The organism is Pauljensenia sp. UMB6358 (assembly GCF_030216865.1).
GTDB classification, from domain to species: domain Bacteria; phylum Actinomycetota; class Actinomycetes; order Actinomycetales; family Actinomycetaceae; genus Pauljensenia; species Pauljensenia turicensis_A.
Window position 1 is genome coordinate 278,741 of the sequence record NZ_JASOMS010000001.1, and the last position, 24,411, is coordinate 303,151.

General features: G+C 55.1%; 23 protein-coding genes and 1 tRNA gene. 3 read left to right on the forward strand and 21 right to left on the reverse strand.

The window, feature by feature from the left end:
- Positions 1 to 73: 73 nt before the first annotated feature.
- From QP381_RS01330 to QP381_RS01390, 13 genes are all read right to left on the reverse strand, one after another.
- Positions 74 to 748 carry a GntR family transcriptional regulator gene (locus QP381_RS01330; protein WP_006680991.1) on the reverse strand — a complete coding sequence of 225 codons (675 nt, stop codon included), beginning with the start codon at positions 746 to 748 and terminating at the stop codon, positions 74 to 76.
- Positions 749 to 892: 144 nt separating this feature from the next.
- Positions 893 to 1,492, reverse strand: a complete 600-nt coding sequence (nusB, locus tag QP381_RS01335) for a transcription antitermination factor NusB (protein ID WP_006680990.1) — start codon at positions 1,490 to 1,492, stop codon at positions 893 to 895.
- A complete protein-coding gene (efp, locus tag QP381_RS01340; RefSeq protein ID WP_006680989.1) occupies positions 1,492 to 2,055 on the reverse strand; it encodes an elongation factor P in 564 nt (187 codons plus the stop codon). Before efp ends, nusB begins: the two co-directional genes overlap by 1 nt.
- A 22-nt stretch (positions 2,056 to 2,077) precedes the next feature.
- A complete protein-coding gene (locus QP381_RS01345; RefSeq protein ID WP_285067469.1) occupies positions 2,078 to 2,665 on the reverse strand; it encodes a shikimate kinase in 588 nt (195 codons plus the stop codon).
- Positions 2,662 to 4,269 carry a 3-dehydroquinate synthase gene (gene aroB, locus QP381_RS01350; protein ID WP_285067470.1) on the reverse strand — a complete coding sequence of 536 codons (1,608 nt, stop codon included), beginning with the start codon at positions 4,267 to 4,269 and terminating at the stop codon, positions 2,662 to 2,664. The genes QP381_RS01345 and aroB overlap by 4 nt, the downstream gene beginning before the upstream one ends.
- The gene (gene aroC / locus QP381_RS01355) at positions 4,266 to 5,477 is read right to left on the reverse strand and encodes a chorismate synthase (RefSeq protein WP_006680986.1); all 1,212 of its coding nucleotides are present in this window, start codon (positions 5,475 to 5,477) and stop codon (positions 4,266 to 4,268) included. The genes aroB and aroC overlap by 4 nt, the downstream gene beginning before the upstream one ends.
- Positions 5,478 to 5,519: 42 nt before the next feature.
- A complete protein-coding gene (hisF, locus tag QP381_RS01360) occupies positions 5,520 to 6,293 on the reverse strand; it encodes an imidazole glycerol phosphate synthase subunit HisF (RefSeq protein ID WP_006680985.1) in 774 nt (257 codons plus the stop codon).
- A gap of 176 nt (positions 6,294 to 6,469) precedes the next feature.
- Complete coding sequence (locus QP381_RS01365) at positions 6,470 to 7,465, reverse strand: FKBP-type peptidyl-prolyl cis-trans isomerase (RefSeq protein ID WP_285067472.1); 996 nt, start codon at positions 7,463 to 7,465, stop codon at positions 6,470 to 6,472.
- A gap of 2 nt (positions 7,466 to 7,467) precedes the next feature.
- Positions 7,468 to 8,853: a Pup--protein ligase gene (gene pafA / locus QP381_RS01370; protein WP_285067473.1), complete on the reverse strand. Its 1,386-nt coding sequence runs from the start codon at positions 8,851 to 8,853 to the stop codon at positions 7,468 to 7,470.
- 1 nt (position 8,854) lies between these two features.
- Positions 8,855 to 9,037, reverse strand: a complete 183-nt coding sequence (locus tag QP381_RS01375; RefSeq protein ID WP_006680982.1) for a ubiquitin-like protein Pup — start codon at positions 9,035 to 9,037, stop codon at positions 8,855 to 8,857.
- Positions 9,038 to 9,093: 56 nt separating this feature from the next.
- Complete coding sequence (dop, locus tag QP381_RS01380) at positions 9,094 to 10,617, reverse strand: depupylase/deamidase Dop (protein WP_179370385.1); 1,524 nt, start codon at positions 10,615 to 10,617, stop codon at positions 9,094 to 9,096.
- Position 10,618: 1 nt separating this feature from the next.
- On the reverse strand, positions 10,619 to 12,169 hold the full coding sequence (gene arc, locus QP381_RS01385) for a proteasome ATPase (RefSeq protein ID WP_006680980.1): 1,551 nt from the start codon (positions 12,167 to 12,169) through the stop codon (positions 10,619 to 10,621).
- A complete protein-coding gene (locus tag QP381_RS01390) occupies positions 12,162 to 13,205 on the reverse strand; it encodes a tRNA (adenine-N1)-methyltransferase (RefSeq protein WP_040318537.1) in 1,044 nt (347 codons plus the stop codon). The genes arc and QP381_RS01390 overlap by 8 nt, the downstream gene beginning before the upstream one ends.
- Positions 13,206 to 13,284: 79 nt before the next feature.
- Here QP381_RS01390 and QP381_RS01395 point away from each other — a divergent pair, with 79 nt between their 5' ends.
- Positions 13,285 to 14,163, forward strand: a complete 879-nt coding sequence (locus QP381_RS01395; RefSeq protein ID WP_285067476.1) for a RecB family exonuclease — start codon at positions 13,285 to 13,287, stop codon at positions 14,161 to 14,163.
- Between the two features lie 35 nt (positions 14,164 to 14,198).
- Here the strand turns inward: QP381_RS01395 and QP381_RS01400 are convergent, their stop codons facing one another.
- On the reverse strand, positions 14,199 to 15,053 hold the full coding sequence (locus QP381_RS01400; RefSeq protein ID WP_006680977.1) for an undecaprenyl-diphosphate phosphatase: 855 nt from the start codon (positions 15,051 to 15,053) through the stop codon (positions 14,199 to 14,201).
- A gap of 87 nt (positions 15,054 to 15,140) precedes the next feature.
- Here QP381_RS01400 and QP381_RS01405 point away from each other — a divergent pair, with 87 nt between their 5' ends.
- Positions 15,141 to 16,079 carry an aldo/keto reductase gene (locus QP381_RS01405; protein WP_006680976.1) on the forward strand — a complete coding sequence of 313 codons (939 nt, stop codon included), beginning with the start codon at positions 15,141 to 15,143 and terminating at the stop codon, positions 16,077 to 16,079.
- Between the two features lie 124 nt (positions 16,080 to 16,203).
- Here QP381_RS01405 and QP381_RS01410 read toward each other — a convergent pair whose 3' ends face one another.
- From QP381_RS01410 to QP381_RS01435, 6 genes are all read right to left on the reverse strand, one after another.
- Positions 16,204 to 16,503 (reverse strand): hypothetical protein, encoded by a 300-nt coding sequence (locus tag QP381_RS01410; RefSeq protein ID WP_006680975.1) that lies wholly within the window; start codon positions 16,501 to 16,503, stop codon positions 16,204 to 16,206.
- Between the two features lie 31 nt (positions 16,504 to 16,534).
- Positions 16,535 to 17,632, reverse strand: a complete 1,098-nt coding sequence (locus tag QP381_RS01415; RefSeq protein WP_179370389.1) for an FAD-dependent oxidoreductase — start codon at positions 17,630 to 17,632, stop codon at positions 16,535 to 16,537.
- A 74-nt stretch (positions 17,633 to 17,706) separates the two neighbouring features.
- The gene (locus QP381_RS01420; RefSeq protein WP_285067479.1) at positions 17,707 to 18,747 is read right to left on the reverse strand and encodes a GNAT family N-acetyltransferase; all 1,041 of its coding nucleotides are present in this window, start codon (positions 18,745 to 18,747) and stop codon (positions 17,707 to 17,709) included.
- Complete coding sequence (locus QP381_RS01425; protein WP_006680972.1) at positions 18,744 to 19,427, reverse strand: DsbA family oxidoreductase; 684 nt, start codon at positions 19,425 to 19,427, stop codon at positions 18,744 to 18,746. Before QP381_RS01425 ends, QP381_RS01420 begins: the two co-directional genes overlap by 4 nt.
- Before the next feature lie 114 nt (positions 19,428 to 19,541).
- Positions 19,542 to 19,627, reverse strand: a tRNA-Leu gene (locus tag QP381_RS01430).
- Positions 19,628 to 19,803: 176 nt separating this feature from the next.
- The gene (locus QP381_RS01435; RefSeq protein WP_336619912.1) at positions 19,804 to 20,298 is read right to left on the reverse strand and encodes a MarR family winged helix-turn-helix transcriptional regulator; all 495 of its coding nucleotides are present in this window, start codon (positions 20,296 to 20,298) and stop codon (positions 19,804 to 19,806) included.
- 193 nt (positions 20,299 to 20,491) lie between these two features.
- On the opposite strand from QP381_RS01435, the gene QP381_RS01440 reads away from it, so the two are divergent.
- Positions 20,492 to 21,151 (forward strand): HAD family hydrolase, encoded by a 660-nt coding sequence (locus tag QP381_RS01440; protein WP_285067482.1) that lies wholly within the window; start codon positions 20,492 to 20,494, stop codon positions 21,149 to 21,151.
- 58 nt (positions 21,152 to 21,209) lie between these two features.
- On the opposite strand, the gene QP381_RS01445 is transcribed toward QP381_RS01440, so the two are convergent.
- A complete protein-coding gene (locus QP381_RS01445; RefSeq protein WP_285067484.1) occupies positions 21,210 to 24,398 on the reverse strand; it encodes a DEAD/DEAH box helicase in 3,189 nt (1,062 codons plus the stop codon).
- Between the last annotated feature and the right edge of the window lie 13 nt (positions 24,399 to 24,411).

A 24,411-nucleotide genomic window follows, 5' to 3' on the forward strand; every position in this document is an offset into this window, starting at 1 on the left:
TGTAGTGCTCTACCCCGCGGATCTGTCTAGTTGACGGCGTGCTGATCATCACCGATGAAAGAATGCGATTGAACTAGTCTTCGTCGACTCGAGACGCTTGTTTTTCCCTGTTCACTGCCCAAACCTCACCCGCATAGCGCATGTGCTCATTCAGAGTCTCGCGTGCCTTTTCGGGATCTCCGGCGCGAAGGGCGTCAACAATCGGTTGATGATAAACGCCGCTCATCAGCTCAGCGCGTTGTGCAGATGCGTCGGACATGATTGCAACGCGCATCCGATCCTGCAAGTCGTTCCACATCTCCAACAGCACTTCATTGCCGGATTCGTGACACAAAATCTGATGGAAACCAAGGTCTTCATCCAGAACTTCCACGGCACTCTTGCCATCCGCCCCTGCAGGGAGATTCTTTTCAAGGAGATCGGCGACTTCGCTGCCTCTCCCCTGGGTCACGATCGTCGATGCCGCCAGTCCCTCTAGAGCTGCGCGTACAGCAAAGAGCTCACGAAGTTGCTTGGGAGTAAATTGAGCGACGCGCAAACCAATGCGGTCTTCACCTTCGACAAGACCAGACTGCTGGAGCTTACGCAGTGCCTCGCGAACGGTGCCCCGACTCACGTTCAGTTGTTCGGCAAGATCGACCTCACCCAGACGCGAACCAGCTGGCAAGTTGCCCTCAAGGATCTCTGCGCGCAACGTCGTCCACACCTGCTCACGCAGTGTCAGTCGGTTAATCCCCTTCATGGGCATAGCGACGACTCCTCATCTTTGACAGTCGTTAACACTCAACAAATATCACTGTCACATTAACACTTTTCATCAAGGTTAATAAGCACAGAAAGCAAGTGGCGGACCATAGCTTTCGCTACAATCCGCCACTACAAGCCAACCTGCTCAGTATTCGTCGAGCAACTCGTCAAGCTCTTCAAGCTCATCGACACTCAAATCATGCGTCTTAGGGGAGGTATCCTCATCTGAGCCTGCCAGGCTGGGCGCATCATCACCGGGAGCCGACACGTCAGCGTCATTGTCGCAACTGCGACGCGACCACGGGGATGCCTCGAGTTCACGTCGAATAGCGTCAAGGACAGCATTGACGAACTGCGGAGCCCCGTCACCAGAAATCGACTTCACAATTGCAATTGCTTCATCGATCGCGATGATGTTCGCAACATCGTCGTTGTCCAGCATTTCCCAAACGCCAACGCGCATAACCGCCAGGTCAACACCGGCGATTCGATCAAGGCCCGCTACGTTCGCGTGTTTTTCGATCAAATCATCGATGCGACGCAGGTTATCAGCGACACCTTCGATTGCTTGAATCGAGTATTCCGGAAGCGGGGTTTCTGCTGCCGTGATCACTTTGCGCTGACGCAAAAGATCGCGCAAGACATCGGGGTTACGCCCCATGCCTCGCTGATCTGCTTCAAAAACGACGTCAGCAGCGCGCTTGCGAGCTTTCGTTCGTGAAGTGAAACGAAATGCCTTGGACATCAGTCGTTGACACGTCCCGAGAAGGAACCATCGCGGGTGTCAACCTTGATGCGAGTGCCTTCTTCCATGTAGAGCGGGACCTGGATCTCGTAGCCGGTTTCAAGCGTTGCGGGCTTGGTACCTGCCGAGGAACGGTCGCCCTGCAGACCGGGTTCAGTGTGCGTGATGGTCAGGACAACAGTAGCCGGGAGCTCAACGAACAGGACAGTGCCATCGTGCTGGGAAACGATGACGGACTGGTTGTCGATCATGAAGTTACGGGCATCGCCGACGATCTCTTCGGGAACGTTGATCTGCTCGTAGGTCTTTTCGTCCATGAAAACATAGTCGGTGCCGTCCTGGTACAGGTACGTCATATCGCGACGGTCAACAGTTGCGGTTTCGATCTTGAGACCAGCGTTGAAGGTCTTGTCGACGATCTTGCCACTCATCACGTTCTTGATCTTGGTGCGCACGAATGCGGGGCCCTTACCCGGCTTGACGTGCTGGAATTCAACGACCTGCCACAGCTGGCCGTCGATGACCATGACTGTGCCGTTCTTCAGATCATTCGTCGTTGCCACAGATATACCTCACTTTGGTTTTTCAAAGAATCAACGCGATTTTACACTGTTCGATAACGGTTCTACTAACCTCATCGACGGTTTTACCGCGTGTATCAACTAACACATTAGCGATCTCTGAGTATTTTTCATGCAGGTTTGCAATCATCAGCCTGAGCATTGCACGTGGTGCACCCAGGCCAACCGAACGCGGTTTATTCAGTCCTTCGCGTCGAGCCACTTCACTCACGTCGGCATAGAGCTCAACGATTGCGGCTCCCTGATCGTTTAAGCGTTGAAGCCGCCTAGCCACGGCCTCGTTCTCAATTTGCGAGGCACCAACCGTGACGATTGCACCTGCACTACCGAGCGCCCGAAGCGCACATTCTTGTCGTACCTGCTCCACATCGCCTGTGCCTGCAATGATCAGTTGCGCAACACTTTTGCCACTCTGGCGTTCAACAAGGTCGTCAGTTTCAACCAGGCGCATTCCAGTCAGCGAAGCAATGGCGCGGCCAACCGCTGTCTTTCCCGCGCCAGAAACTCCCACAAGGACGAGGCCGGGAACCCCAGATGATTCTCTATCACGGACAGTGCCCGCCACAGAAGTATCAACACACTCGATTGTCATGCGATCCCCAATCGCGTAGCTACCTGCCTCGTTTCATCAGGCAATATCCGATAGGTCGCCGCATTTCCAATGCCATCAAGCAAAACGAAACGGAGCTGACCCGCACGCACCTTTTTATCTGAGAGCATGACGTCCAGCAATTCATCGAAGGACGTACCGGAATAGGTAACCGGCAAGCCAACTCGTGAGAATGCATTGATATGACGTTCAACGTCGACATCTGTCAGAAGCCCCCGAACAACGCCGAGGTGTGCGGCAAACACGCATCCGACGCTGACCGCTTCACCATGACGCCACGAAAAGTTCTCGCACTTTTCAATCGCATGAGCCAGCGTGTGCCCATAGTTGAGGATTTCGCGCAATCCCGATTCTTTCAGGTCAGCTGAAACAACATCCGCTTTCACTACGATAGCGCGTTCGATCAGCTCCCGAATCTGGTTGGAGCGCGAATCGCTCAGGAGGTTCGTGTCGGTTCCTTCGATAATGCGAAGAATTTCCGTATCGCGAATGAATCCACATTTCACAACTTCGCCGAGACCGGCTACGAAGTCTTTTTCCGGCAACGAGGACAGATAATCGAGGTCCACGATCACGCGCAACGGCGGGTGGAAGCAGCCAATCAGATTTTTGCCCGCTGATGAGTTGATACCCGTCTTCCCACCGACTGCAGCATCCACCATGGCCAGCAAGGTCGTCGGAATGTTGATCAAACCGATCCCACGTAGCCACGTTGCTGCAACAAACCCCGCCATATCAGTTGTTGCACCGCCACCAATGGCAATCACTGCATCTGCTCGGCCGAGCTTCATGCGCCCAGCTTCATCCCAGAGACGTGCAACGACGTCGAGGCTCTTGCCCGCCTCACCATCGGGGTGCGTAGCGATACCCACCTCAAAGCCCATCGTTTCAAGACCGTTTGCAATCTCGCGTGCTTTGGTCTCAAGAGGCTGGGCGTGGACAATCAATACCTTCGAAGCATCAGATCGCAACGCTCCTGCAATCGCGCTGACTGGAATCGAGTGACCAACACACACGTCGTAGGGAGCATCTCCCCCAACGTGAATCCGTTTCCATCCAAGATCCACCAAATCCACCACGCGATCGGCAACCTCTGAAGCAGGCCCATCGTCAGACTCAAGCCGAATCGTCTCTACTGCCTCATAGAGTGGCAAACGTTCGCGACGCAGTTGGCGGAGCATCCCATCAGGATCTTCACGAAGCAAAGGGCGGTGAGCCTTCTTCGTCACCCGACGCACTAACTCATCATGTTCTACATGAATATGGACGACACAAACATCACGCAGGACATCGCGAACCTCTTCAGATGTCACAGCACCACCGCCTAACGAGATCACCCCGCCCATCTGCACAGCCTGATGCACCGCGCGAATCTCACGCTGACGAAAACCCTGCTCAGCCTCGTCCATAAAAATCTGCGAAATCGACTTACCCGCGCTCTTTTCGATGAGGTCATCAGTATCCACGTGGGAAACCCCAAGCTGGGCGGCAACAAGGCGCCCAACCTTCGACTTACCCGCACCGGGCAATCCAACAAAAACAAGCGGAAGATGCAGTCGAATCGATGAAGGTGAAGAGACACTCATGCGCGCTCCTGAATTGACGCGATATATGCGCCAAGATTGCGACGCATTTCCTCTACCGACATTCCTCCGGCGTGGCCATCGAGAACATCGGCCAGCACAAGCGCGAGCTCAGCTTGCGCAATGACAGCACCGGGAACAACCTGACAGGTATCAGAACGCTGATGCAAGCCGACGGATTCTTCACCCGTCGCAAGATCCACGCTACGAAGAGCACGCGGAACCGTAGAAATCGGCTTGAACGCAGCACGAGCAACAATCGGCTGACCATTCGAGGTGCCACCTTCGATACCACCGGCACGATTTGACGTACGACGCAGATGCCCGTCGTCGCCCTTCACGATCTCATCGTGAGCAACACTGCCCCGCAACGCCGCCTGAGCAAAACCATCACCGATCTCCACACCTTTGACAGACTGGATCGACATCAGCGCAGCCGCAACCTTCGTATCCAAACGACGCTGGGCATTCACGTGTGTTCCCAAACCAATGGGCACGTTCCACGCAATCACTTCGACGACACCGCCGATGGTGTCCCCGGCTCTCTTCGTTTCGTCGACGACATCAACGAAACGCTGGTCAAGCTCGGTATCAAGGGTACGCATGCGAGATTCGTTCAGAGCACCCTCATCATCCGGAGTCGGAAGATGAGGATCAGTTGCGATCTGCGTTCCCACCTGCACAACATGGCTGACCAGACGAATACCGGCCACCTGGTCCAAAATCGCCTCGGCAACGCAACCGAGCGCCACACGAGCTGCGGTCTCACGCGCGCTCGCACGCTCCAGAATTGGTCTGGCATCATCACAACCGTACGACAGCATTCCCGGAAGATCCGCATGACCTGGACGCGGGCGGGTCAGCTTCTTGTTCCGCGCAATTTCACGTTCGTCGCCAGTACCGGCATCAATCAGCAGAAGATCTGGGGCAACTGGATCGGAGCTCATCACAACTTCCCATTTGGGCCATTCTGAGTTCGCAATCTCAATCGCAATCGGAGCACCCGTCGACATACCATGACGGACACCACCGACGATACGCACGACGTCCTTCTCAAAAGACTGGCGTGCCCCACGCCCATAGCCAAGACGACGACGGGCTAGAGCCCGCACAAAATCGTCGGATTCGATACGAAGACCGGCTGGAACACCATCAATGACAGCGATCAAAGCCGGACCGTGTGATTCACCTGCGGTAAGCCATCTGAGCATGGCTCCAGTCTTTCACACGTGACCGTGCAAGGCCGTGGCGTATCACATGCGAACGGGGAAACCGGCCTGATCCAAGGCCGTTTTCACGTCGCGAATCGCTACTTCACCGAAGTGGAACACGGACGCCGCCAAAATCGCGTCGCTTCCCGCGCGAGCAGCCTCAACGAAATGCTCAACCGTTCCGGCGCCACCCGAAGCAATAATCGGCACGTGCACGCGTTCTTTCACGAGATTCAGTAGTTCGATATCGAAGCCCTGCTTCACCCCATCTGCATCCATTGAGTTCAGCAGAATTTCACCCACACCACGGCGCTCGGCATCCATCGCCCATTCGAGCGCATCAATACCGGTCGAGTGCTTTCCACCGTGAGTGGTCACTTCAAAGCCCGAAGGTGTTTCAACGCCGGGAGGGCAACGCCGAGCATCAACAGACAGAACCAGAACCTGATTACCGAAACGATCCGCAACCTCGGAAATCACGTCAGGGTTGCCGATCGCAGCGGTGTTCATTCCAACTTTGTCAGCGCCCGCTTTGAGTAGGGTCGCCACGTCTTCGCCAGTCCGAACTCCACCGCCAACGGTCAAAGGAACGAACACCTGTTCCGCCGTGGCCGACACGACATCAAGCATCGTGCCACGGTTCTCAGTCGATGCACTCACATCAAGGAAAGTTATTTCGTCAGCCCCTTCAGCCCCGTAGCGCTTAGCCAACTCAACAGGGTCCCCAGCATCGCGCAGATTCTGGAAATTCACGCCCTTCACGACGCGCCCAGCATTCACATCAAGGCACGGGATAATTCTCAGTGCGACACTCATGTTTATCCTTCTTCGTCGAGGTCTCTTCACTACCTGAGGGCAGTCCTGCCTTGTGCATGCACAGCATGTGTGGGCGAACTGCTGGCTGACTGACTGTCACTTACGTTAGCGGTTCGGACTGTATTTCGCTCCGCGTACTCTTCGGCGGTGCTGTGCGCGTTGGAAGAAGACTCCGGTTAATCTGACGGAGCTACGCCCGTCTGCTCGGCTGAAGCACCCGACTGAGACGCATTATCGGATGCTGGTTCAGTGCCCAGAATATCGATGACGATGCACACAGTGTCGTCACCGTTCGCCAAATCGGGCGGAATAGAAATCGCCAGTCGCGATCCCACTCGTTGATCAACAAGAGTCTGCTTCAAGCCGGTCATCGCGGTGAGCATTGAGACGACCTCTGGCTTGCCCGTCTGCCATGTCGATGCTCGAACAACGCCGTCGTTCCATCCCACTGCGGCGTACTGAACCACAATCTGATCGTTCGATGTGACCTGCTGTCCTTCACCTTTGATCAGAATCTGGGTTGTCACGTCCGTGGGCACGTCGCTTCCATGTTCGATAACAGGACCTTCGTCGGTCATTGTCACAGACAGGACCCCGGAAGATTCACCGGTGTCTTCACTACCGTTCGCGATCGAATACAAAATATCAATCACGAGAAGCTCAGTGTCCTGATCTGTCGGCTTCGCTAACTTGCTCTGAGACGAAGCCAACGGATGGGCGACAAGGACTCGTGATCCTTCGTGAAGTCCAACGACAATGTCAAGAAGAGCATCGTTCAAGGTTGCTTGGTCTGCGGATCCGACAACGAGGTCGGGTCGCCCATCCGCAGACAGATTCTCGCCTGTTTTACCGTCGAACGAGGTGATAGCCAGCAGAATCGGTGAATCCTTCGTGATTTGCCGCCCAGTTCCGATCTCAAGAACCTTGGCTTTTGCGGCATTCACCGTCACTGGCTGTCCCATGGTCACAACAGGGATCGCGCCAATACGACCCGAGACTGACACGGAGTCAAGGGGGCCTCTGATGCCCTGCACCTTCGATGAGCCCGAGCCGTTGTGGGTCGCGTGCACTACGGCGATGATTGCGGCGCCAGCAACCACGACGGTGGCAAGCAACGCAATGGTCAGATTGCGCAGACCATGCCTATGCGAGGGTGTGAAAAGATCAATCATGCTCATGCGGGAAGCACCGGTGAGCAGGAAGCGATCTTTCCAATGAGCTCATCCACGCGTGGATCTTCATTGGCCAGAGGATCCTGCAGTGAAAGCGGGGAAGACGATAAGTCGTCAACGCGCACGTGAACCCAGTCAGCACTCAGGTCAACGCGCGCATCTTCGGCAGCGCCGATGATGCGGCCTCGTAGATGAGCGCGGGTGGTCGCAGGCGGAGTATTCACGGCCGCCTGCACACTTTCGCGCTTCGTTAGTCGTTTCACGAGGCCAGACGCCTCCATACGGTCAAGCAGGGAGCTGCCGGTAATATCGTGGTAGCTCAAATCCAAACGAGCCACACGCGGATCGGCAAGGTTCGTCCCTGCCTTTGAAACGTAGGATGAGAAGAGCTTAGCTTTGATAGCGATATCGAGTTCGGTGTCGACCGGAGACCAATCGCCGGATTCGATCGCGTTCAAACCCCGTTCCCAGAGATCAAGAACATAGCGATGTATATCGTCAAGCTCTGCAGCATCGATTGTGCCCAAGATACGTTCGCGAATCTCACGCTGGATTTGGACGGGAGTCCAGCGACGACCATCGGCAAGCTCGACTTCAGTTCGACCGGTCAAATCAATGGAAATCTCGCGGATGGACCGCATGGGGTCAGCCATCGTCAGGTCTTCGATATGCAAGCCGTCTTCAACTGCTTGAAGGAGAAACTCGGTGGCCCCCACCTTGAGCGCAGTCGTTGGCTCAGCAACGTTCGTATCGCCAACGATCACGTGCATGCGACGGTACGAACCGGAATCTGCTAGCGGTTCGTCACGGGTGTTGATGATCGGGCGTGAACGCGTTGTTGCGGATGAAACGGCATCCCACATCTGCTCAGCGCGCTGGGAGAAAGCGAGTGTTGCACCGGAGGCATTACGTCGAATCAGACCGTTGCCCACCAGAATCTGGCGAGTGATAAAGAATGAAACCAGGGCATCTGCGACCTGACGGAAATCACGACGACGGTGCAGGAGGTAGTTTTCGTGGCAACCGCACGAGTTTCCTTGCGAGTCGACGTTGTTGCGGAACAGGTGCAGGCGCTCAGCGCTCCCCTCTTTTTCAAGCGAGCGATCAGCATCTGCTGCCAGCATCGCGAGCATCAGTGAGCCTGCACGATCCTGGTTCAACAGGTCTTCTAGGCGATCGCATTCAGCGGTCGCATATTCGGGGTGCGAGCCAACATCAAGGTAGAGCCTGCCACCGTTGCGTAAGAAGAGATTCGATGATCGTCCCCGACGTAGCAACGGTTCAAAGAGCTTGCGTGCAGCCATGTCGGCGTCCATTGCCAGAACCCCGGGCGGTGCGGCGCTCATCAGGCCATATTCAGTTTCGATGCCGACTACGCGACGCCTCACTTCACTGGCCACCCTTCTGGACGAAGCCCTGAACGAACGCTTCTGCATTCGTTTCAAGCACGGAGTCGATTTCGTCGAGCAGATCGTCAATCGACTGAGTCTGTGCGTGAACCTGGCCAGCGGCCTCGGTATCGCCGAAATCGTCGTTGTCCCCCGAAGGAGCGAACAGTTGACGGATATCCATTCGTTTCTCCTAAACCTGTGTTGCTTTACTATGTGAAATTATTCCACTGGTGAGGATCATTCCACGGGGCTACGTGTTTGCGCAGTATCCGGAATCGGATAGCGGACAAGATTCCCCTGTCCCGGATCAATGACGAGGGACGTCCACGAGGCTTTCACCAAGTCTGGTCGTGACGCCACAGCCTGACCGCGGGCAAACGCGCGGGTCGTTGTCGGGGCTTGAGAGGCTGCATCCTCAACCTGTTGGTCGCTAAAGAGTCTCTTGATGCGTCCGGCTTTACCCAGCTTCAAAGCAAGCGAGTGCTCCGGGCGAAGATCGGCCCACTGCAAGTCCATCGCCGTCAAACGGGGGTCGTTCCACTCAACTCCCAGACGATCCTTTTGACGACCCAACAGCTGATACTTGCCAATCCATTCAACTTCAGTGGAAACAGAGAACATGTCAGCGCGCATACGATCAAGGACGTCCTGCCAGAGGGTCAGAATCGCTTGGTCTTCACCTTCGGGGCTGATACCCATTCGGTCAAAGGTTGCAAGAATGAGGTCCACATACACCTGAAGCAATTCAGGTCCCGTGTATGCGCGTCCACCGGCCGTGTTCATCTTGTAATCAAGATTCGGGTGGTGGCTGAGGTTCCATGTTTCCTGCACGGCGTCATCGAGCGCGAGGGCTTCCCACTCCAGCCCAATCCCCTGCTCGATTGCCCACAACACCAGCGATGTCGCGCCAAGCTTCAGCAAGATTGACACATCGAACATATTGCCGTCACCACCGATGACGTGCAGACGCCGGTAGTGTGCCGGATTCGCGTGCGGTTCGTCGCGCGTATTAATGATCGGGCGATTAAAGGTGGTTTCCAAGCCCACTTCGTTTTCGACGAAGTCAGCTCGCTGAGAGATCTGGAACCCTGGAACTTGAGATTTCTGTCCCAGACCCACGCGTCCAGCACCGCACATGACCGGTCGAGAAACAAAAAACGGAGTCAGTCCACGAACCACATCGTCGAAGTCAACACTGCGGGGGATCTGGTAGTTCTCGTGAGTTCCGTAGGCGGCGCCTTTACCGTCCGTATTGTTCTTCACTAGGACGATAGGACCGTCTTCGCTCTTGAGCGATTCTTCAATAATCCGGCGTGCGATCACCTCGCCGGCACGATCATAGAGCGTGGCTTCAAGGGCACCCAACGCTTCTGGAGCGGAATACTCCGGATGAGCGTGGTCGACATACAGGCGTGCACCATTCGTCAAAACCGCGGTGGTCTGTGCAGGCAAAGCCATTTCTTCTGGAGTTGGGCGTTCAATCTGCTCACTGCCACCCGACGGCGCCAAGTGATATGGATCGTCCGTCAGCAACGAGGGGTCGGCGGCCGCACGTGACAAGCGGATACCGCGCATATCGTTGAGCGGGTCCTCAGCCCGATAGTCCCAGCGAACGGGTGCAGCGCCCTGTGCCGGCGTCCCATCGCGAGAAATCTCAGCGTAGAGACGAACCGCCTGCGACGAAAGTGCAATGGGGTTCGCCCATGCATCACCTGGGCGATAGACGCCGTACTCGGTTTCGGTTCCAATCACGTGGGTCATCTCAGGCCTCCAAGGCAACGATTGATGCGATTTCTTCACGCAGGCCAATGGTGCGGGCCCAGTCGTCGGGAGACGAAGAGACTGCGAGTTCAATAGACTCGCCCATTTCTTCTTTAACACCGGCAAGCAGGTGCTTCGCCGACAGGCCATATCCCCCGCCTGTGAGCGATTCTTTGATCGCATGTTTCTTTGCGCGCTCAACGATTCCGGCGATCATGGCACCAGAGACGATATCCCCAAGGTGAATGCGCTTCGTGCGTCCAGATGCCAGCACGACATCAAAGAGCGCAGTCGTTTCATCTTCGCGAAACAAGACGTCAAGTGCCTGATCGACCATGTTTCCGAGTGCCTGGCCGAGGGTCATGCCGACGCCGATTTCATCATCACGAAGTGGCACGTCAGTGTTCAAGTGTTTCAAGAAGATGTCGCGGGCACCTGTGCGATCGGGCCGATCCACGCGAATGCGCACATCCAGTCGGCCGGGGCGAAGGACGGCAGGATCGATCATGTCAGCACGGTTCGAGGCGCCGATGATGATGACGTTATCCAGGGTCTCGACACCGTCCATTTCCGCAAGAAGCTGGGGAACGATCATCGTTTCTACGTCCGATGAGATCCCGGTTCCACGCGTCCTGAACAGGGCTTCCATTTCGTCAAAGAAAATGACGACAGGGATATTGCCAGCAGCAAGTGAACGTGCTCGCGCGAAGATCGCGCGAATGTGTCGCTCAGTTTCACCAACAAACTTGTTCAGAAGCTCCGGCCCCTTGATTGACAAGAAGTAGGTTTTCACACCACTTGTCCGACCCGACAGGGAATTTGCGACTGCCTTTGCAATAAGCGTCTTACCTGATCCGGGTGGACCGTAGAGCAGGATGCCCTTAGGCGGACGCAAACCATACTCGCGGTAGAGCTCGGGATGACTAAAAGGAAGCTCAATTGCGTCGCGGACCTGACGAATCTGCGCATCCAAACCGCCGATATCGTCGTATGTCGTATCGGGAGCTTCGGGGGTGAGAAGCTGCTCGACATCGGATCGCACAATCTTTTCCAACGCGATTCCGCTACGTAGATCCACCATCAATGCGTCGCCGAGACGCAGATTGCCGTGACGTAGAGGGCCTGCCAACATCAGCAGATGCTCCTGGCCAGCTTCGCCTGCAACCAGCACGCGGTCATCACCCACCAACTCAAGAATCGAGACAATTGAACCGGACCTCGAAAATCCATCAGCGGCAACGGCGACCATCTTGTCGTCGACGCGCACCCACTGACCATACGACAGCGAGTAAAGATCAAGGTCAGGTGCAACAGCGAGGCGCATACGACGACCGTTCACGATCGCTTCAATCTGACGCGAAGGCACATCCGCGGATACAAACACGGCCATCGTTAGTGGCGGACGATTCACTTCAAGGAGCTGAGACTGCACCTTCACCAACTGTCCGCGAACCTGGGACAGCGCCTGGGCAAGGCGCTCATTCTTCGCTTCCAGAGAGACAACAAGGCGTTGCATCTCTTCGATGCGAGTTGCGTAGAAGTCATCACTCATCAGTGCTGATCCTTCCCTCAACCCACTGGTCAGCCTGACGCGTCACATCACGACGAACCTTGCGTAACTTCTTTTCAGATGCCGTTCGAAGGCCAACGTTGTGTTCATTCCACTCATCAACATCATCCCACTGGCCACCCAGACCTTCAGACGACTTCGCGGGACGAACCGACCTTTCTTGTGGGTTAATTCCCGGAGCAAGACGGCGCGTAACCAACAGGAAACCAGTGTGAGCAACCATGCGGTGCTCGGGACGGACAGCCAAACCATCAACGTGCCATTCACGACGCATGTCTTCCCAGGTGATCGGATCCGTGAAGTTCTCGCTTGCACGCAAGTCTTCAATAAGACGCGACAGCTGCGTAACCGTCGCGACATAGCAGACCAGCACGCCACCGGGGATCAGAGCGTGTGAAACAGCATCAATGTTTTCCCAAGGCGCCAGCATGTCCAGGACTACGCGGTCAACACTGGCCTGGTCCATCGCTTCCAATTCGGTAGCTAAGTCGCCGACGCGCAAATCCCACGCAGGATGTGGCGCACCAAACCAGAGTTCGACATTTCCTCGTGCGATATCGGCGAACTCTTCGCGACGCTCAACTGAGATCAGACGCCCAGTCGGACCAACCGCGTTCAACAACGCCATCGACAACGCGCCAGACCCCGCACCAGCTTCAACGACAACTGCGCCGGGGAAAATATCGCCCATGTGCGTAATGACACCGGCATCCTTGGGATACACAACCGCTGCACCTCGTGGCATCGACATCACGTAGTCGACCATCAACGGGCGCATAATCTGGAACTGGCGACCTTCTTCAGTCGTAATGACCTGCCCATCGGGTTTGCCGATGAGGTCATCATGGAAGAACTCGCCACGGTTCGACTGGAACTTTCCGCCGTGCGTCAAAATCACTTGGTGGAATCGCCCCTTTGGATCGCGAACCTGAACGCGATCGCCTTCTTCCAAGAGACCACGCCGATTCTGCTGACCAAGCGGCGCGTAGTTATCGGTTGTATCTGGCTGTGTATTCATCCCAGAAAGTCTATCGCGGCTATCCACAGCTCCCACTGTGAGATCTGCTGGTGAACGCGTTTCACGTTACCGTTGTCCTATGACTGCCACTACCGGGTCGAACCCACGTATTTCAGGTTCTTTCGACCCCGCTCTCTCACCTTCGCGAGCCAAGGAATACTTGAAATGCCCGTTGCAGTACCGCCTGCATGTGGTCGATCGCATCAAAGAACCTCTCACGCCTGCAACCGTTGCCGGCACGCTGGTACATTCGGTATTGGAGAAGCTTTTCGATGTGGCTCAAGCGGACCGAAATGAAGAGACGGCAATGGGACTCTTCGACCAAGAGTGGGCTGCAACAAGAGAGTCTTCAGATGATGTTGTTGCGATGTTCGACGACGAGGTCGCGCTCGATCAATGGATCGACAAGACCCGTGATCTTGTGCGCGGTTATTTCACGCTCGAAAATCCGCAGCGCCTAGAACCAGCTGCGCGCGAGAAGCGCGTGGACGCTTACACTCACGACGGCGTGCGTCTGCGTGGCTTCATCGATCGCATTGACCGTAACCCTTCTGGGGAGTTGCGTGTGGTCGACTATAAAACGGGTAAGGCGCCTTCGCCCCGTTTCCAAGACGAGGCCCTGTTCCAGATGCGCTTCTACGCCCTGCTGTTGAAACTCACCGATCGGATGCCGTTGCGCACCCAGTTGGTCTACATCAAAGCGGGTCAGACCCTGACATTTGATCCGACGGCCGATGACATTGAACGCTTCGAAGACGAAGTGTCAGGTATTTGGGATCGGATTGAGCGTGATGCGAAGCGTGGGGAATTCGCTCCTCGAAAAAATCCCCTATGCAACTGGTGCGGTGTGCGCGCCCACTGTCCTCTCTTTGACGGGGTACTTCCCGATGCGCCAGCAGACGGCATGAAGCGCCTACTGCAAACGCGGGTCCCTGCTTCAATGCAGGAACCCACGTAGCCCCCCCTACTGGGCGAAAGAACTGGGGCGATCAGCTACATCACCGCAGTTGACGCTGCGCTGAGTACTCCGGTCACCAGCAGAATTGCAACAACAATAGCCAAGCCAATTCGGTACCACACGAACGGCTTGTATGACTTCGTTGAAACCAGCTTGAGGAACCAGATGATGACTGCCCATGCCACAACGAACGCGATCAGTGTGGCGACGATGGTTGGGGCAACATCAACGTGATCTCCGCCGGAGAAGACCTTGTACACCTTGTACAGGCCGGATGCGAAAACTGCTGGCATGGCAAGAAGGAAGGAATAGCGGGCTGCCGCCTCGCGCGTGTACCCTAATGCGCGTCCCATCGTGATCGTTCCACCCGAGCGGCTGACGCCGGGGATCAAGGCCATTGCTTGGGCAAGGCCATAGAGGAGCGCGTCACGCCAGGACATATGGTCAAGGGTGAGTTTCTGAGGAGCATAGCGGTCAGCAATACCCAGAAGAACACCGAAAAGGGCAAGCATGACGACTGTAATCCACAGGTTACGGAAGGAAACGTCAATCCAGTCTTCCAATAGAAGACCAAGGATCCCGATCGGGAGCGAGCCAACGATGATCATCCAGCCCATGCGGACGTCGGGATTGCTTGAGCTCAGACGCTTTTCACGCGGACGAATAGGAAGCGACTTCCACCACGAAGACAAGATCCGGACAATGTCTTTCCAGAACACGATGAGGACTGCGGTTTCAGTACCGATCTGGGTGATGGCAGTAAAAGCCGCGCCCGGGTCAGCATTGCCGACCAATTCCCCAAGAATCCTGAGGTGAGCCGAAGACGAAATCGGCAGGAACTCAGTAAGTCCCTGCACGAGGCCAAGAAAAATCGCATCGAACCAAGTCATAGTCGAAACTCTACGGGCTATTGGCGGGTATTGACGAAACGGTGTGCCACGAAACCTGTGCAACCTGACACGGCTAGGCTAGAGGCTATGGAAATTCGTCAGTGCGGTCGCAGTGGTCTGAGGGTTTCGTCACTTGGCTTGGGCACGCTCACGTGGGGACGCGACACCGATGGTGAAGAAGCATGGGACATGCTTTCTCACTTTGTCGATGCGGGTGGAACGCTTGTTGAATGTTCGCCGATGAACGGCGAAGGAATGGCCACCGACGTTCTTGGAGCAGCGATGAACCGAGTCGGACGCCACCGCCTGACGATTGCTTGGAGGGGTGCCACCCGTCGCGACCACTCAGGTCGTTGGGTTTCCTCGGCTGGGCGCGGTGATATGTTGCGCAGCCTAGACGATGCTCTTGCTCGTTTAGATACCGACTATGTGGACGTGTGGATGGCGGAGCCCGACCCCAGTGTCCCACTCGAAGAAACGCTGGGTGTGCTTGAAGCAGCGTCCCGTTCAGGGCGAGCTCACTATGTCGGTCTTTCTGGCTGGGATACGTGGACAACAGCCTGCGCCCTTACCCGCCTTGGTGAACACGGGCTTGTTCAGCCAGCGGTAGCACAGCTCCCCGTCAGCCTGTTAACTGCTCCGGCTACCCATAGCTTGCGTTCACATCTGGCCGACGAAGGATTGGGTGTATTTGCTCGGTCTCCACTTGCCGGTGGGGTATTAACTGGAAAATACCGCCATTCCACTCCCCCAGATTCGCGCGGGGCTACCGAACATATGTTGCCCACTGTCGCTCCTTTCCTGACCGACGAATACGCGGGACGTGTTGAAGCAGTTGTTCGCGCCGCGCAAGGGCTTGATCGCAATCCAGGTGACGTTGCTCTTGCATGGGTACGGGATATGCCGGGCATTGCCTCAGCAATCTGCGGTCCGCGAAATGTACGACAGCTTGACCACATCCTTGACTCGACCGAGCCTCTGCCTGCCCCGATTCGCCAAGTGCTCAACGAAGTCGCGTACTCGTAAGAACGCATATTTCTTAGATCCCAGCCCTCAAGTTTGGGCTTTCAAGCGCGACGTTCAGCAGACAGTGTCGCGCGATATCAAACAAGCGTCTGATATCGCGCCACAAAAGAATTCTTAGAATCGCTCAGTCGTCGACGTCGATGAAATCATCATCCAAATCGTCCGAATCCTCATCGTAGGATTCATCATCGTCCTCTTCCTCATCATCATCTTCGTCGTAATTATCGTCGAGAAGATCGAAGGGAAGCTCGACACCGAACTGTCTGAACAGTTCGTCGTCGTAGGTGAAGAACGCATCTCGCAAAGTGTTCTCTGCTTCTTCAAGCGTCGAAGGATCATCATCGGTTGCCTGCGAACAGGCAACATAATGAGCTTCAAAGGCTGCAATCAGTGCGTCAAGCGCTACGCGAGGATCATGAGTCATGAGAAGATCCTAGACCTTATGCGAACTGGACTCACGGAAGATTAAGTTGCGAGCGGATAACAGAAACCATCAGGTCAGCGCCCTTGATTTCTGTTGTCTGATCAGCACCGACGATGCGGGACACACCTTCAGAGTCAACCAGCTGCGATGCACCCATATCCGGCCCCAGCGGGAGGATCACCCATTCCTTCGTAGGCTCGTAGATTGCTTCGGGCGTCTCGCCAGCGATTTGAGACGAAATATTCGCGATGACAACGCGGGCTTGCTGGCGAGCAGCATCAGCACGCTTTGACTCGGGGACGTCCGTCAGATCGCCAACGGCGTAGGTGTGGGCATGGCCCTCAACCTGCAGGGTCTTACCAACACGGATTGTGCCGTTCGGGCGCAACATGGGTTCGTAATCGGTACCTGCGAGGTAGCCGCTGTTCGCACGAGAGCCGTAGCACTGGAACCAGATATCGCCTTCAATTTCTTCACCTTTGCAGGTCGACACATGGAAGTGACCGAGTTCGCCAACGTTGTGCGGAGGCAAGAAAGCAAGTTCAGAACCGGTGATCACGCGAATGCCGAGCTCAGCGAGTTGCGTGGAAATTTCTTGACGCAGGTCTTCGGAGTAGCCGGGGGCAGAAAGGATCTGATCGGCCTTCTCGACGATCGTGATATCAAGGTCGGGGTAAGCGTGTGCGAGTTCGCCGGCGAATTCGATACCGACGGTGCCACCACCGACTAGCATGACGGAGCGCGCGCCAGCAAGGTTTTCGTGCAGTTGGTTCAAACGAGCCTTTGCAACAACGGACTTCGCTGACGAGTACTTTGCTGGGAAGGGATATGTTGCGCCGGTTGCAAGAACAACGTAGTCCGCTTCGATGGGTTCGCGACCGAAAATATGGACGGTGTTACCGACAATCTGAGAAACAGTGCCGTGAATGAATTCGCCTCGTGTCAGCAAGTTCGAATAGGGCATGAAGATTGCTTCCTGCCACACGTCGTCTACGGCTGCGCGCAGTGCAGCTGCGTGGTGGACAAACTGGTCTTTTTGTTCAACGAGCGTCACGTCAGCAATAGGATCGAGTCCTTTTGCAACAGTCACGCCACCGTAACCGCCACCTACAACAACAACACGAGCCACTTCATTCTCCTTCACGTCGAGCTGGTCTAATTCTTGCACGTGATACGGGTTTGCGCGCGAGACTATCGGGCGCGTCAGCCCTGATCGATACCGAGTGCTCGGGCAATGTTGGGGACAAAGAAGTTCGGTCCCTTGAGGACTTTGCCGTCTTCACGCAGTTTTACCGAACCGTCGGGCATCAGCTTCGACAGATTCGATGCCTGAACTTCAGCTAAAACCGCGTCCAAATCGATACCCGATTCGATTGCCATTCCGTAGATGACATAGACGAGGTCTGCCAGAGCATCGGCAGTTTCGATGAGATCTCGCGTGTGGTCGTCACCGTCAACGGCCTTTTCAGTTGCTTCTTCAACGAGGCTCCGTGCAGCAGGTCCGTACACGGCGCCCATCAGTTCAGCGAATTCTTCGCGGATCAGTGACATGCGCATGTTGAGACGTTCGTAGTCGATGGTTGGCAGGGAACCGGTGCCAAGGCGCACGGGCATGGAGTAGGTTCGGTGGAACTGCTCAACAAGCTTTCCTGGGCGTGAAGGATCAAGGGCAGGTCCCTGTCCGGCACCGGGGCCATCCCATGGGGTCTTCGGTTCGCGAGTGTCCGTGATCAGAAGGCTTGCCTGCCAGAAGGCCGGGCCTTCAGCTCGTCGGCGGATCCCCTCGCGCTTAAAACCGTTGCGCCACGCTGGCTTCCAAGAACCCCAGTTTTCGACGTGGCAGTACCAGTCGATGCGGGTGACATCCATCTGTTCAAAGGCAAAATCAACGGCAAGACCGAGCGCTTCGGTCATAAACCCTTCACCCCAGGCATCAGTGCGGATGAAGTAGCCAACCTCAGCCGACTTGGGATCACGCTGCCCACGCCAAAACTCCAGGCGACCTAGGAACCTTTGATTCTTGGCAGAAAGAATCGCCCAGTCAGCGTTACCGTTCTTCCAAGACTCTTCAGAGCGCGAAAGATGCTCAACCGCCATATCCCTCGTATACGGGTGGGGAACGGTCGTCGTTTCACTTATGCGCGCGTCTTGGAGCACCTCGGTAATTGCGTCGACGAAATCAAGGTTCATCGGAACCAAGGTGACGCGCGGTCCTTGAAGAGTCTGCGGCAGTGTTTTACTCATGCTTCTTCCTTCCCCGTGTTTGCCCATGCTGTAGCAAGAATATTGCCAAGTGCAGGAACGGTCTGATGATCTTGAACAACGAACTGACGATCGATCAGGGCGGTGGGTACACGGTCGATGCCCATCTGTACACCGATCTGGAAATCAGAGAAGACATCGGATGCAGTGTGCGGATCAGTCAGCGCATCGAGGACGAACTGAGCGTCCAACCCGAGGTCCTGTGCGCAACCGATCACAACGTCGCTGTTTGAAATATCGAGGGCCATCTCAAAGTGGGCACGTCCCAAAGCTTCGGCAAGCTTCAACTGCATTGAGTCGGGACCATAGAGAGTGTCACGATCGTAGTCTTCGATGCGGGCGGCATTGATCACGCGGTGTGCAAATGAGGATGGAGCAACGATCAGTTTCTCGAAGTCAAAAACGACGCCTTCTGCACGTCCAAGCTTTTCAAGTCGCTCGTCCAGCGCCACTGCTTCCTCGTACGTGAGTTCGCCTTCGTTCATCAGATAGACGCGACGAGGTTCTTCACGGGCACTATCCAATTCGGGGTCGAGGAAGAAAGCGTGGAGCGTAATTTCCACCTCGTCACGATGATCGAAAGAGGACAGCGCCTGTCGCCAGTGTCGAATACCCAAGTACGACCATGGGCAGGTCACATCGAACCAAAGATCAATATGCATTCGCACGCTCTTTCATCGCTTCGTTGCATTGATCCGGATTTTCTTCACGGTTGTAAGAAAAATCCGAGATAAAACGAAAGCCCGGAACTTATTCAAGCTCCGGGCTTCCATCTGTGCGCGGAGGGGGACTTGAACCCCCACCCTCTAATACGAGGACTAGCACCTCAAGCTAGCGCGTCTGCCTATTCCGCCACCCGCGCAGGTGACTTGCTCTTCTTGATTACCTCAAGTCGAACGTGGAAAACTCTAACACGGTTGGTAGCCGTACTGCCAAATCGAAAGGAGAAATTCCTGGGGACCATCAGCATTTTTGTTGGAATAGCGCCGATAGTCAGTGTCCACAGGAAGTGGCGACGAGGAAGGTCCCCCAGCAGAGTTAATTCTTGTTCCGTGAACGCAGTCGCTCATCCAACGCGGAAAAAACCCTCACAATCTGGGATATTTCCGCATCGGTCATATCCGCAAGCAAGAATTCGCGAAGCGTCTCTTGGTGAAGACGAGTTGCCTCCTTCACGATCCGCGCACCCTGTGAAGTCAGACACGCTTGATAGCTTCGCCTATCCTCCTTCGACATCACTTTCTTTACCCAACCGTCACGTTCTAAATGAGTGACCAAATAGGTCAGGCGCGACGGAGAATAGACAACCTGGCCGGACAATTCACCCATTTTTAGACATTGACCAGGCGCTTCGAACAGGGCAAGCAGGATGTTGTAATCGGGCACCGACAGGCCGAAATTCTTCTTCAAGCTGGATTCCAACAGGCCATGAAGACGCCCATTCGCTTCGAAATAAAGTCGCCAAGCACGCTGACGCAAGTGAGCTGAATCAGTATCCAGAAGCGCGGGACTATTCATTTCGTTTTCTTTCACGTGTTGAAGAATATTCTATGAAGTTGGAAAAGCACTGATAAACCCTGGTCTATCTCACATTTTTGACTGAATGGTGAGACAGTTGCTCGCATACCGTTATGCGTGTTTGCTCCGCGCCACGAAATGCCGAGAGTTTCTCAATGTGCGTGGCCTCGTGCCACCATTAAGACACAAGCGATGAAGGAGTAGTTGGTTGAGCGCAGAAACACAATTCACGTGCGTACTTTTCGATGTTGATGGCACTCTTGTTGATTCTGCCCCCGCAGTGATCCACTGCTTCAACACGGTTCTTTCTCAGCGCGGCGTCACACCCCTGCCAGCGGATGCAATGCGCAAGTACGTTGGCCCCCCGCTCTGGTGGTCATTTGCTGACCTTGGCTTTGAAGGCGAGATCGTGAAAGAACTCGTCGACGAATACCGGGCGCTGTACCGCACAATTTTCCTTGAACCCCCACTTTTTCCTCGGATGGATGAAGTAGTGCGTGGCGCCCACAACGCCGGGATTCCCGTGGCAACGGCTACGTCGAAGCAAGAGCCCCTTGCTCTGGCACAAATGGAACATCTGGGAATTCTTGACGCTTTCGACGTCATCGCCGGCGCAACTCCGGATCCAGCTTCTTCGAAAGCAACAGTTATCGCCGGTGCACTTTCGCGCCTGAGCGCCAAGGGAATGGATATCTCCCGCCCCGTTCTGATCGGTGATTCCTGCTGGGATGTTGAAGGAGGCCAGCAAGCTGGTATTGACGTCATGGGCGTAAGCTGGGGTTACGCGAAAGACGGCGACCTTGACGATTGTGTTGCTATCGCACATACCCCCGAAGAGCTTGCACACCTACTGGGGTTCACGCTCTGAGCCTTTCAGCTCATCTGTACAGCTAGCGGAAGTCTCGCAAGCCTACGAGGTGCGGATGCTAGTTATCGAGAAGGTCCACCAGGTCGGACATATCGAGCCTGGATAAGAGCTCGCCACCCTCACCATTTCCTACGCTTTCGACGACTGTTGATACGAGTTCGCGTTTGCGTTCTTGGAGTGCGACGACTTTGTTTTCGATGGTGTCAGCGCCGACCAGTCTGTACACGTTGACTTTCTTTGTTTGGCCGATTCTGTGGGCGCGGTCGACGGCTTGTGCTTCAGCTGCAGGATTCCACCAGGGGTCCATCATGTACACGTAGTCTGCTTCCGTGAGCGTCAGACCGGTGCCTCCCGCTTTCAGAGAGATGAGGAATACGGGGACTTCTCCGGATCTGAAGCGTTCGATGACTTCGTCTCGGCGGGTTGTGGATCCGTCGAGTTGGACTGTGGCGATTCCACGTCGTTCTAAGTAGTCACGAATGCGCGTAAGGAACGTTGTGAATTGGCTGAAGACCAGAGCTTGGTGTCCGCTTGGGATGATTTGTTCAAGTTGAGTGGCGAGGTACTCGATTTTTGCCGAGCCGATGTGTCCGCATGTTGCGTCGACAAGACCGGGATCCAATGCGAGTTGGCGCAAACGTGTCAGCGCCGCGAGGATATCGATTTTTGCACTCGGATCGTCGGTCAGCGAGAGTATTTTTGCGCGCTCTGCCATGAGGTGTTGATCGTAGATACGTCGGTGCTCCGTGCCGAGGTCAATGGGGATAACGGATTCGATCTTGTCGGGCAGGTCAGTGGCAACTTCTTCTTTGGTTCTACGCATCATGTTGGGACTAAGAAGAGAGTGAAGACGGTTCAATGCCGTGACGTCGTGATCGTTTTCGATGGGGCGACGAATTTTGTCGTTAAAAAGGGACCATTTGGGAAGTAGTCCGGGCATTGCGAGGGCCATGATCGACCAGAGGTCGCCAAGAGAGTTTTCTACCGGGGTTCCGCTGACCGCAAAAGTCCAGTTTCTTTCTATTCCTCGCAGCACACGGTGAATGGCGGTCCGCGGATTCTTCACATTTTGTGCTTCATCGAGAATAAGGCCGTTAAAAGGAATCTGTTTCCATTCTTGGTCGTCGATGCGCACGATTGTGTATGAGGTGATAACGATGTCTGCGCCTTCGATTTCGCTGGCGAGGCTCCTTTCGCGCCTCTTCCCCGTTGTATTGATCGTGCGCACGTTGAGATCTGGGAAGAATCGTTGAGCTTCTTTTTCCCAGGTACTTAAAACCGATGTTGGCGCGACGACAAGCGTGGGCAGATCGCGTTTGAAAGATGATGCGACGTCAGATTCTTCGTTTTCTTCGCATACTGACGCATCTTTGAGGGAGGCAAGAGCAGTTAAAAGCTGAAGGGTTTTACCGAGCCCCATATCGTCTGCCAAGATGCCACCTGTTTGGCTACAGGCTCGAGCGATCAGCCAGTGCGCTCCGTCAACTTGGTACGGGCGCAAGGTGGCACCCACGGGGTTCCGGAGTGGAATATCTGCGCCGGCGTGACGCAGGTGTTCAAGACGGGCTTCCCACTGCTGGGAGTCGACAGTCGTATCCGTAAGGCAGTCGAGTTCTTCCCAGAGGCCAAGATGTGTGGGTACGAGGCGTGGCTCATCATCAAAAGAAAGTGTTCGTGCTTCTTCGAGAAGTGCTGTGATGGATTCAATTGTTTCTTTGTCGATGCTGACCCAGCGTCCGTCAACGTAGAGATAGTGTTCCGAGTGGGCGATTGCCTCGAGAACATCGCTGAATGGAACCGGATATCCGCCGACGTCGAGTCTGACGTCAAGGTCGAACCAGTCATTGTGCGCTTCGCTTGGCGTGACGCGGATCGATGAATGGAGCGGGATTTCATCAATCATGAACGTCAGTACTGCGTCGCTGATCTCCCATGCAAGACGCGAGTCATTCAGCTGATCGATCACATCTTTTCGAAATTGCGGGATAGTCCACGCGGGGAGTCGGAGGTTTTTGAATTCTCCGTCCCACAAAGAAGCGGGCACGTGCTGTCGCGCAAGAGTTTTCAGGGAAGCGACGAGCGGTCGAACGGCTTCTAAATCCATGACCTGCTGAAGTCGGACTCGCGAGGGGGAACCTGAATAGTCGTATTCCGCCCACCAGGTGAGGGTGAATTCTTTTCCTTCGACAAGGTCGCATTGTCCAATAATGCGCACTGTTGCTTCTTCGCCAAGATCGACTGACGAGTCAATTGAAGAGACTTCGAAACGACGTTTGAGATGCGGGAGATACGCGGTCGTCAGTTCGGCGATCTGGTCGGTGGGCACACAGATCGGTCCTCGTTCGAATAGGTTCATGAGTTCTTGCCCACCAACACGGGCTACCCGTGTGCCATCGTCCAAGATGAGCAGGCGGGTCGCGGTATCAATTCGGGGTTTGAGGATACGTTTATCCCCATCAAAGGCCATCATCTGCAGGAGTAGTTCATCCCCCTGCAGGCTGAGGTCGCAACCCAAATCCCACGATGATCGATCGAAATGTATGGGCGTCAGTGGATCAAGGCTGGAATAGAGTTCGATTCCTTGGTTGATCAGTCTGAGTAGCCACGGTGCAGCATCCATTCCGAGCATCTGAAGACTAATTTCATTTCGTGCTGCGCGACCATCATCCACTTTTGCAAGACGATAGCCTTCTCTGATTAACCCGAGCTGAGAACGCGATAATCCATCTGAAACTGAAGCCCACTGCGTCGACACCAAATCCGGCCACGTTGCTCGCTTCTTTGTCCATTGAATGCGATTGCCGGGGCGTAGTGGGTGCATCCAATACGGGCGCTCTGGGTCGCTAGTATCAATCAATAGTGCGATTGGCTCTCCGCTTGAATCCCCAGTATGCGTGAAGGAGCGGAGACGCGTTTTCCACTCTGGTTCGTCTTCCGTTGTGAGTTCGTTGCTTTGGCGTCGTAATTCGAGGAACAGAGCAACCGAATGCTGACAGTTTTTTCCTTCAATACACGCGCAGGTCAGAACAGGTTGCCCTCCGTTGAGTCCAACCCAGGTTTTAAGACGAAGCCCCTTTGAAGCCACACGTCCACTAAAAACTCCGTCATCACCGATCTCAACGTCGGTGACTTTGTTTCCTTCACACAGTGCGCTCGCGCGCGCCCAGGCAGCATAGCCGACTTGATTGCGGATGATTGCTTCGTCGAACTCAGCGACGCGACGGAGTTCTTCGGATGAAATGCGCATTCTGTCAGTCTAT

What these genes read in the sequence shown, in the direction of transcription:
- QP381_RS01330 (WP_006680991.1), bottom strand. Translation starts at nt 748, where the DNA reads ATGCCCATGAAGGGGATTAACCGACTGACACTGCGTGAGCAGGTGTGG.
- nusB (WP_006680990.1), bottom strand. Translation starts at nt 1,492, where the DNA reads ATGTCCAAGGCATTTCGTTTCACTTCACGAACGAAAGCTCGCAAGCGC.
- QP381_RS01345 (WP_285067469.1), bottom strand. Translation starts at nt 2,665, where the DNA reads ATGACAATCGAGTGTGTTGATACTTCTGTGGCGGGCACTGTCCGTGAT.
- aroB (WP_285067470.1), bottom strand. Translation starts at nt 4,269, where the DNA reads ATGAGTGTCTCTTCACCTTCATCGATTCGACTGCATCTTCCGCTTGTT.
- aroC (WP_006680986.1), bottom strand. Translation starts at nt 5,477, where the DNA reads ATGCTCAGATGGCTTACCGCAGGTGAATCACACGGTCCGGCTTTGATC.
- hisF (WP_006680985.1), bottom strand. Translation starts at nt 6,293, where the DNA reads ATGAGTGTCGCACTGAGAATTATCCCGTGCCTTGATGTGAATGCTGGG.
- QP381_RS01365 (WP_285067472.1), bottom strand. Translation starts at nt 7,465, where the DNA reads ATGATTGATCTTTTCACACCCTCGCATAGGCATGGTCTGCGCAATCTG.
- QP381_RS01375 (WP_006680982.1), bottom strand. Translation starts at nt 9,037, where the DNA reads ATGGATATCCGTCAACTGTTCGCTCCTTCGGGGGACAACGACGATTTC.
- dop (WP_179370385.1), bottom strand. Translation starts at nt 10,617, where the DNA reads ATGACCCACGTGATTGGAACCGAAACCGAGTACGGCGTCTATCGCCCA.
- arc (WP_006680980.1), bottom strand. Translation starts at nt 12,169, where the DNA reads ATGAGTGATGACTTCTACGCAACTCGCATCGAAGAGATGCAACGCCTT.
- QP381_RS01390 (WP_040318537.1), bottom strand. Translation starts at nt 13,205, where the DNA reads ATGAATACACAGCCAGATACAACCGATAACTACGCGCCGCTTGGTCAG.
- QP381_RS01395 (WP_285067476.1), top strand. Translation starts at nt 13,285, where the DNA reads ATGACTGCCACTACCGGGTCGAACCCACGTATTTCAGGTTCTTTCGAC.
- QP381_RS01400 (WP_006680977.1), bottom strand. Translation starts at nt 15,053, where the DNA reads ATGACTTGGTTCGATGCGATTTTTCTTGGCCTCGTGCAGGGACTTACT.
- QP381_RS01405 (WP_006680976.1), top strand. Translation starts at nt 15,141, where the DNA reads ATGGAAATTCGTCAGTGCGGTCGCAGTGGTCTGAGGGTTTCGTCACTT.
- QP381_RS01410 (WP_006680975.1), bottom strand. Translation starts at nt 16,503, where the DNA reads ATGACTCATGATCCTCGCGTAGCGCTTGACGCACTGATTGCAGCCTTT.
- QP381_RS01420 (WP_285067479.1), bottom strand. Translation starts at nt 18,747, where the DNA reads ATGAGTAAAACACTGCCGCAGACTCTTCAAGGACCGCGCGTCACCTTG.
- QP381_RS01425 (WP_006680972.1), bottom strand. Translation starts at nt 19,427, where the DNA reads ATGCATATTGATCTTTGGTTCGATGTGACCTGCCCATGGTCGTACTTG.
- QP381_RS01445 (WP_285067484.1), bottom strand. Translation starts at nt 24,398, where the DNA reads ATGCGCATTTCATCCGAAGAACTCCGTCGCGTCGCTGAGTTCGACGAA.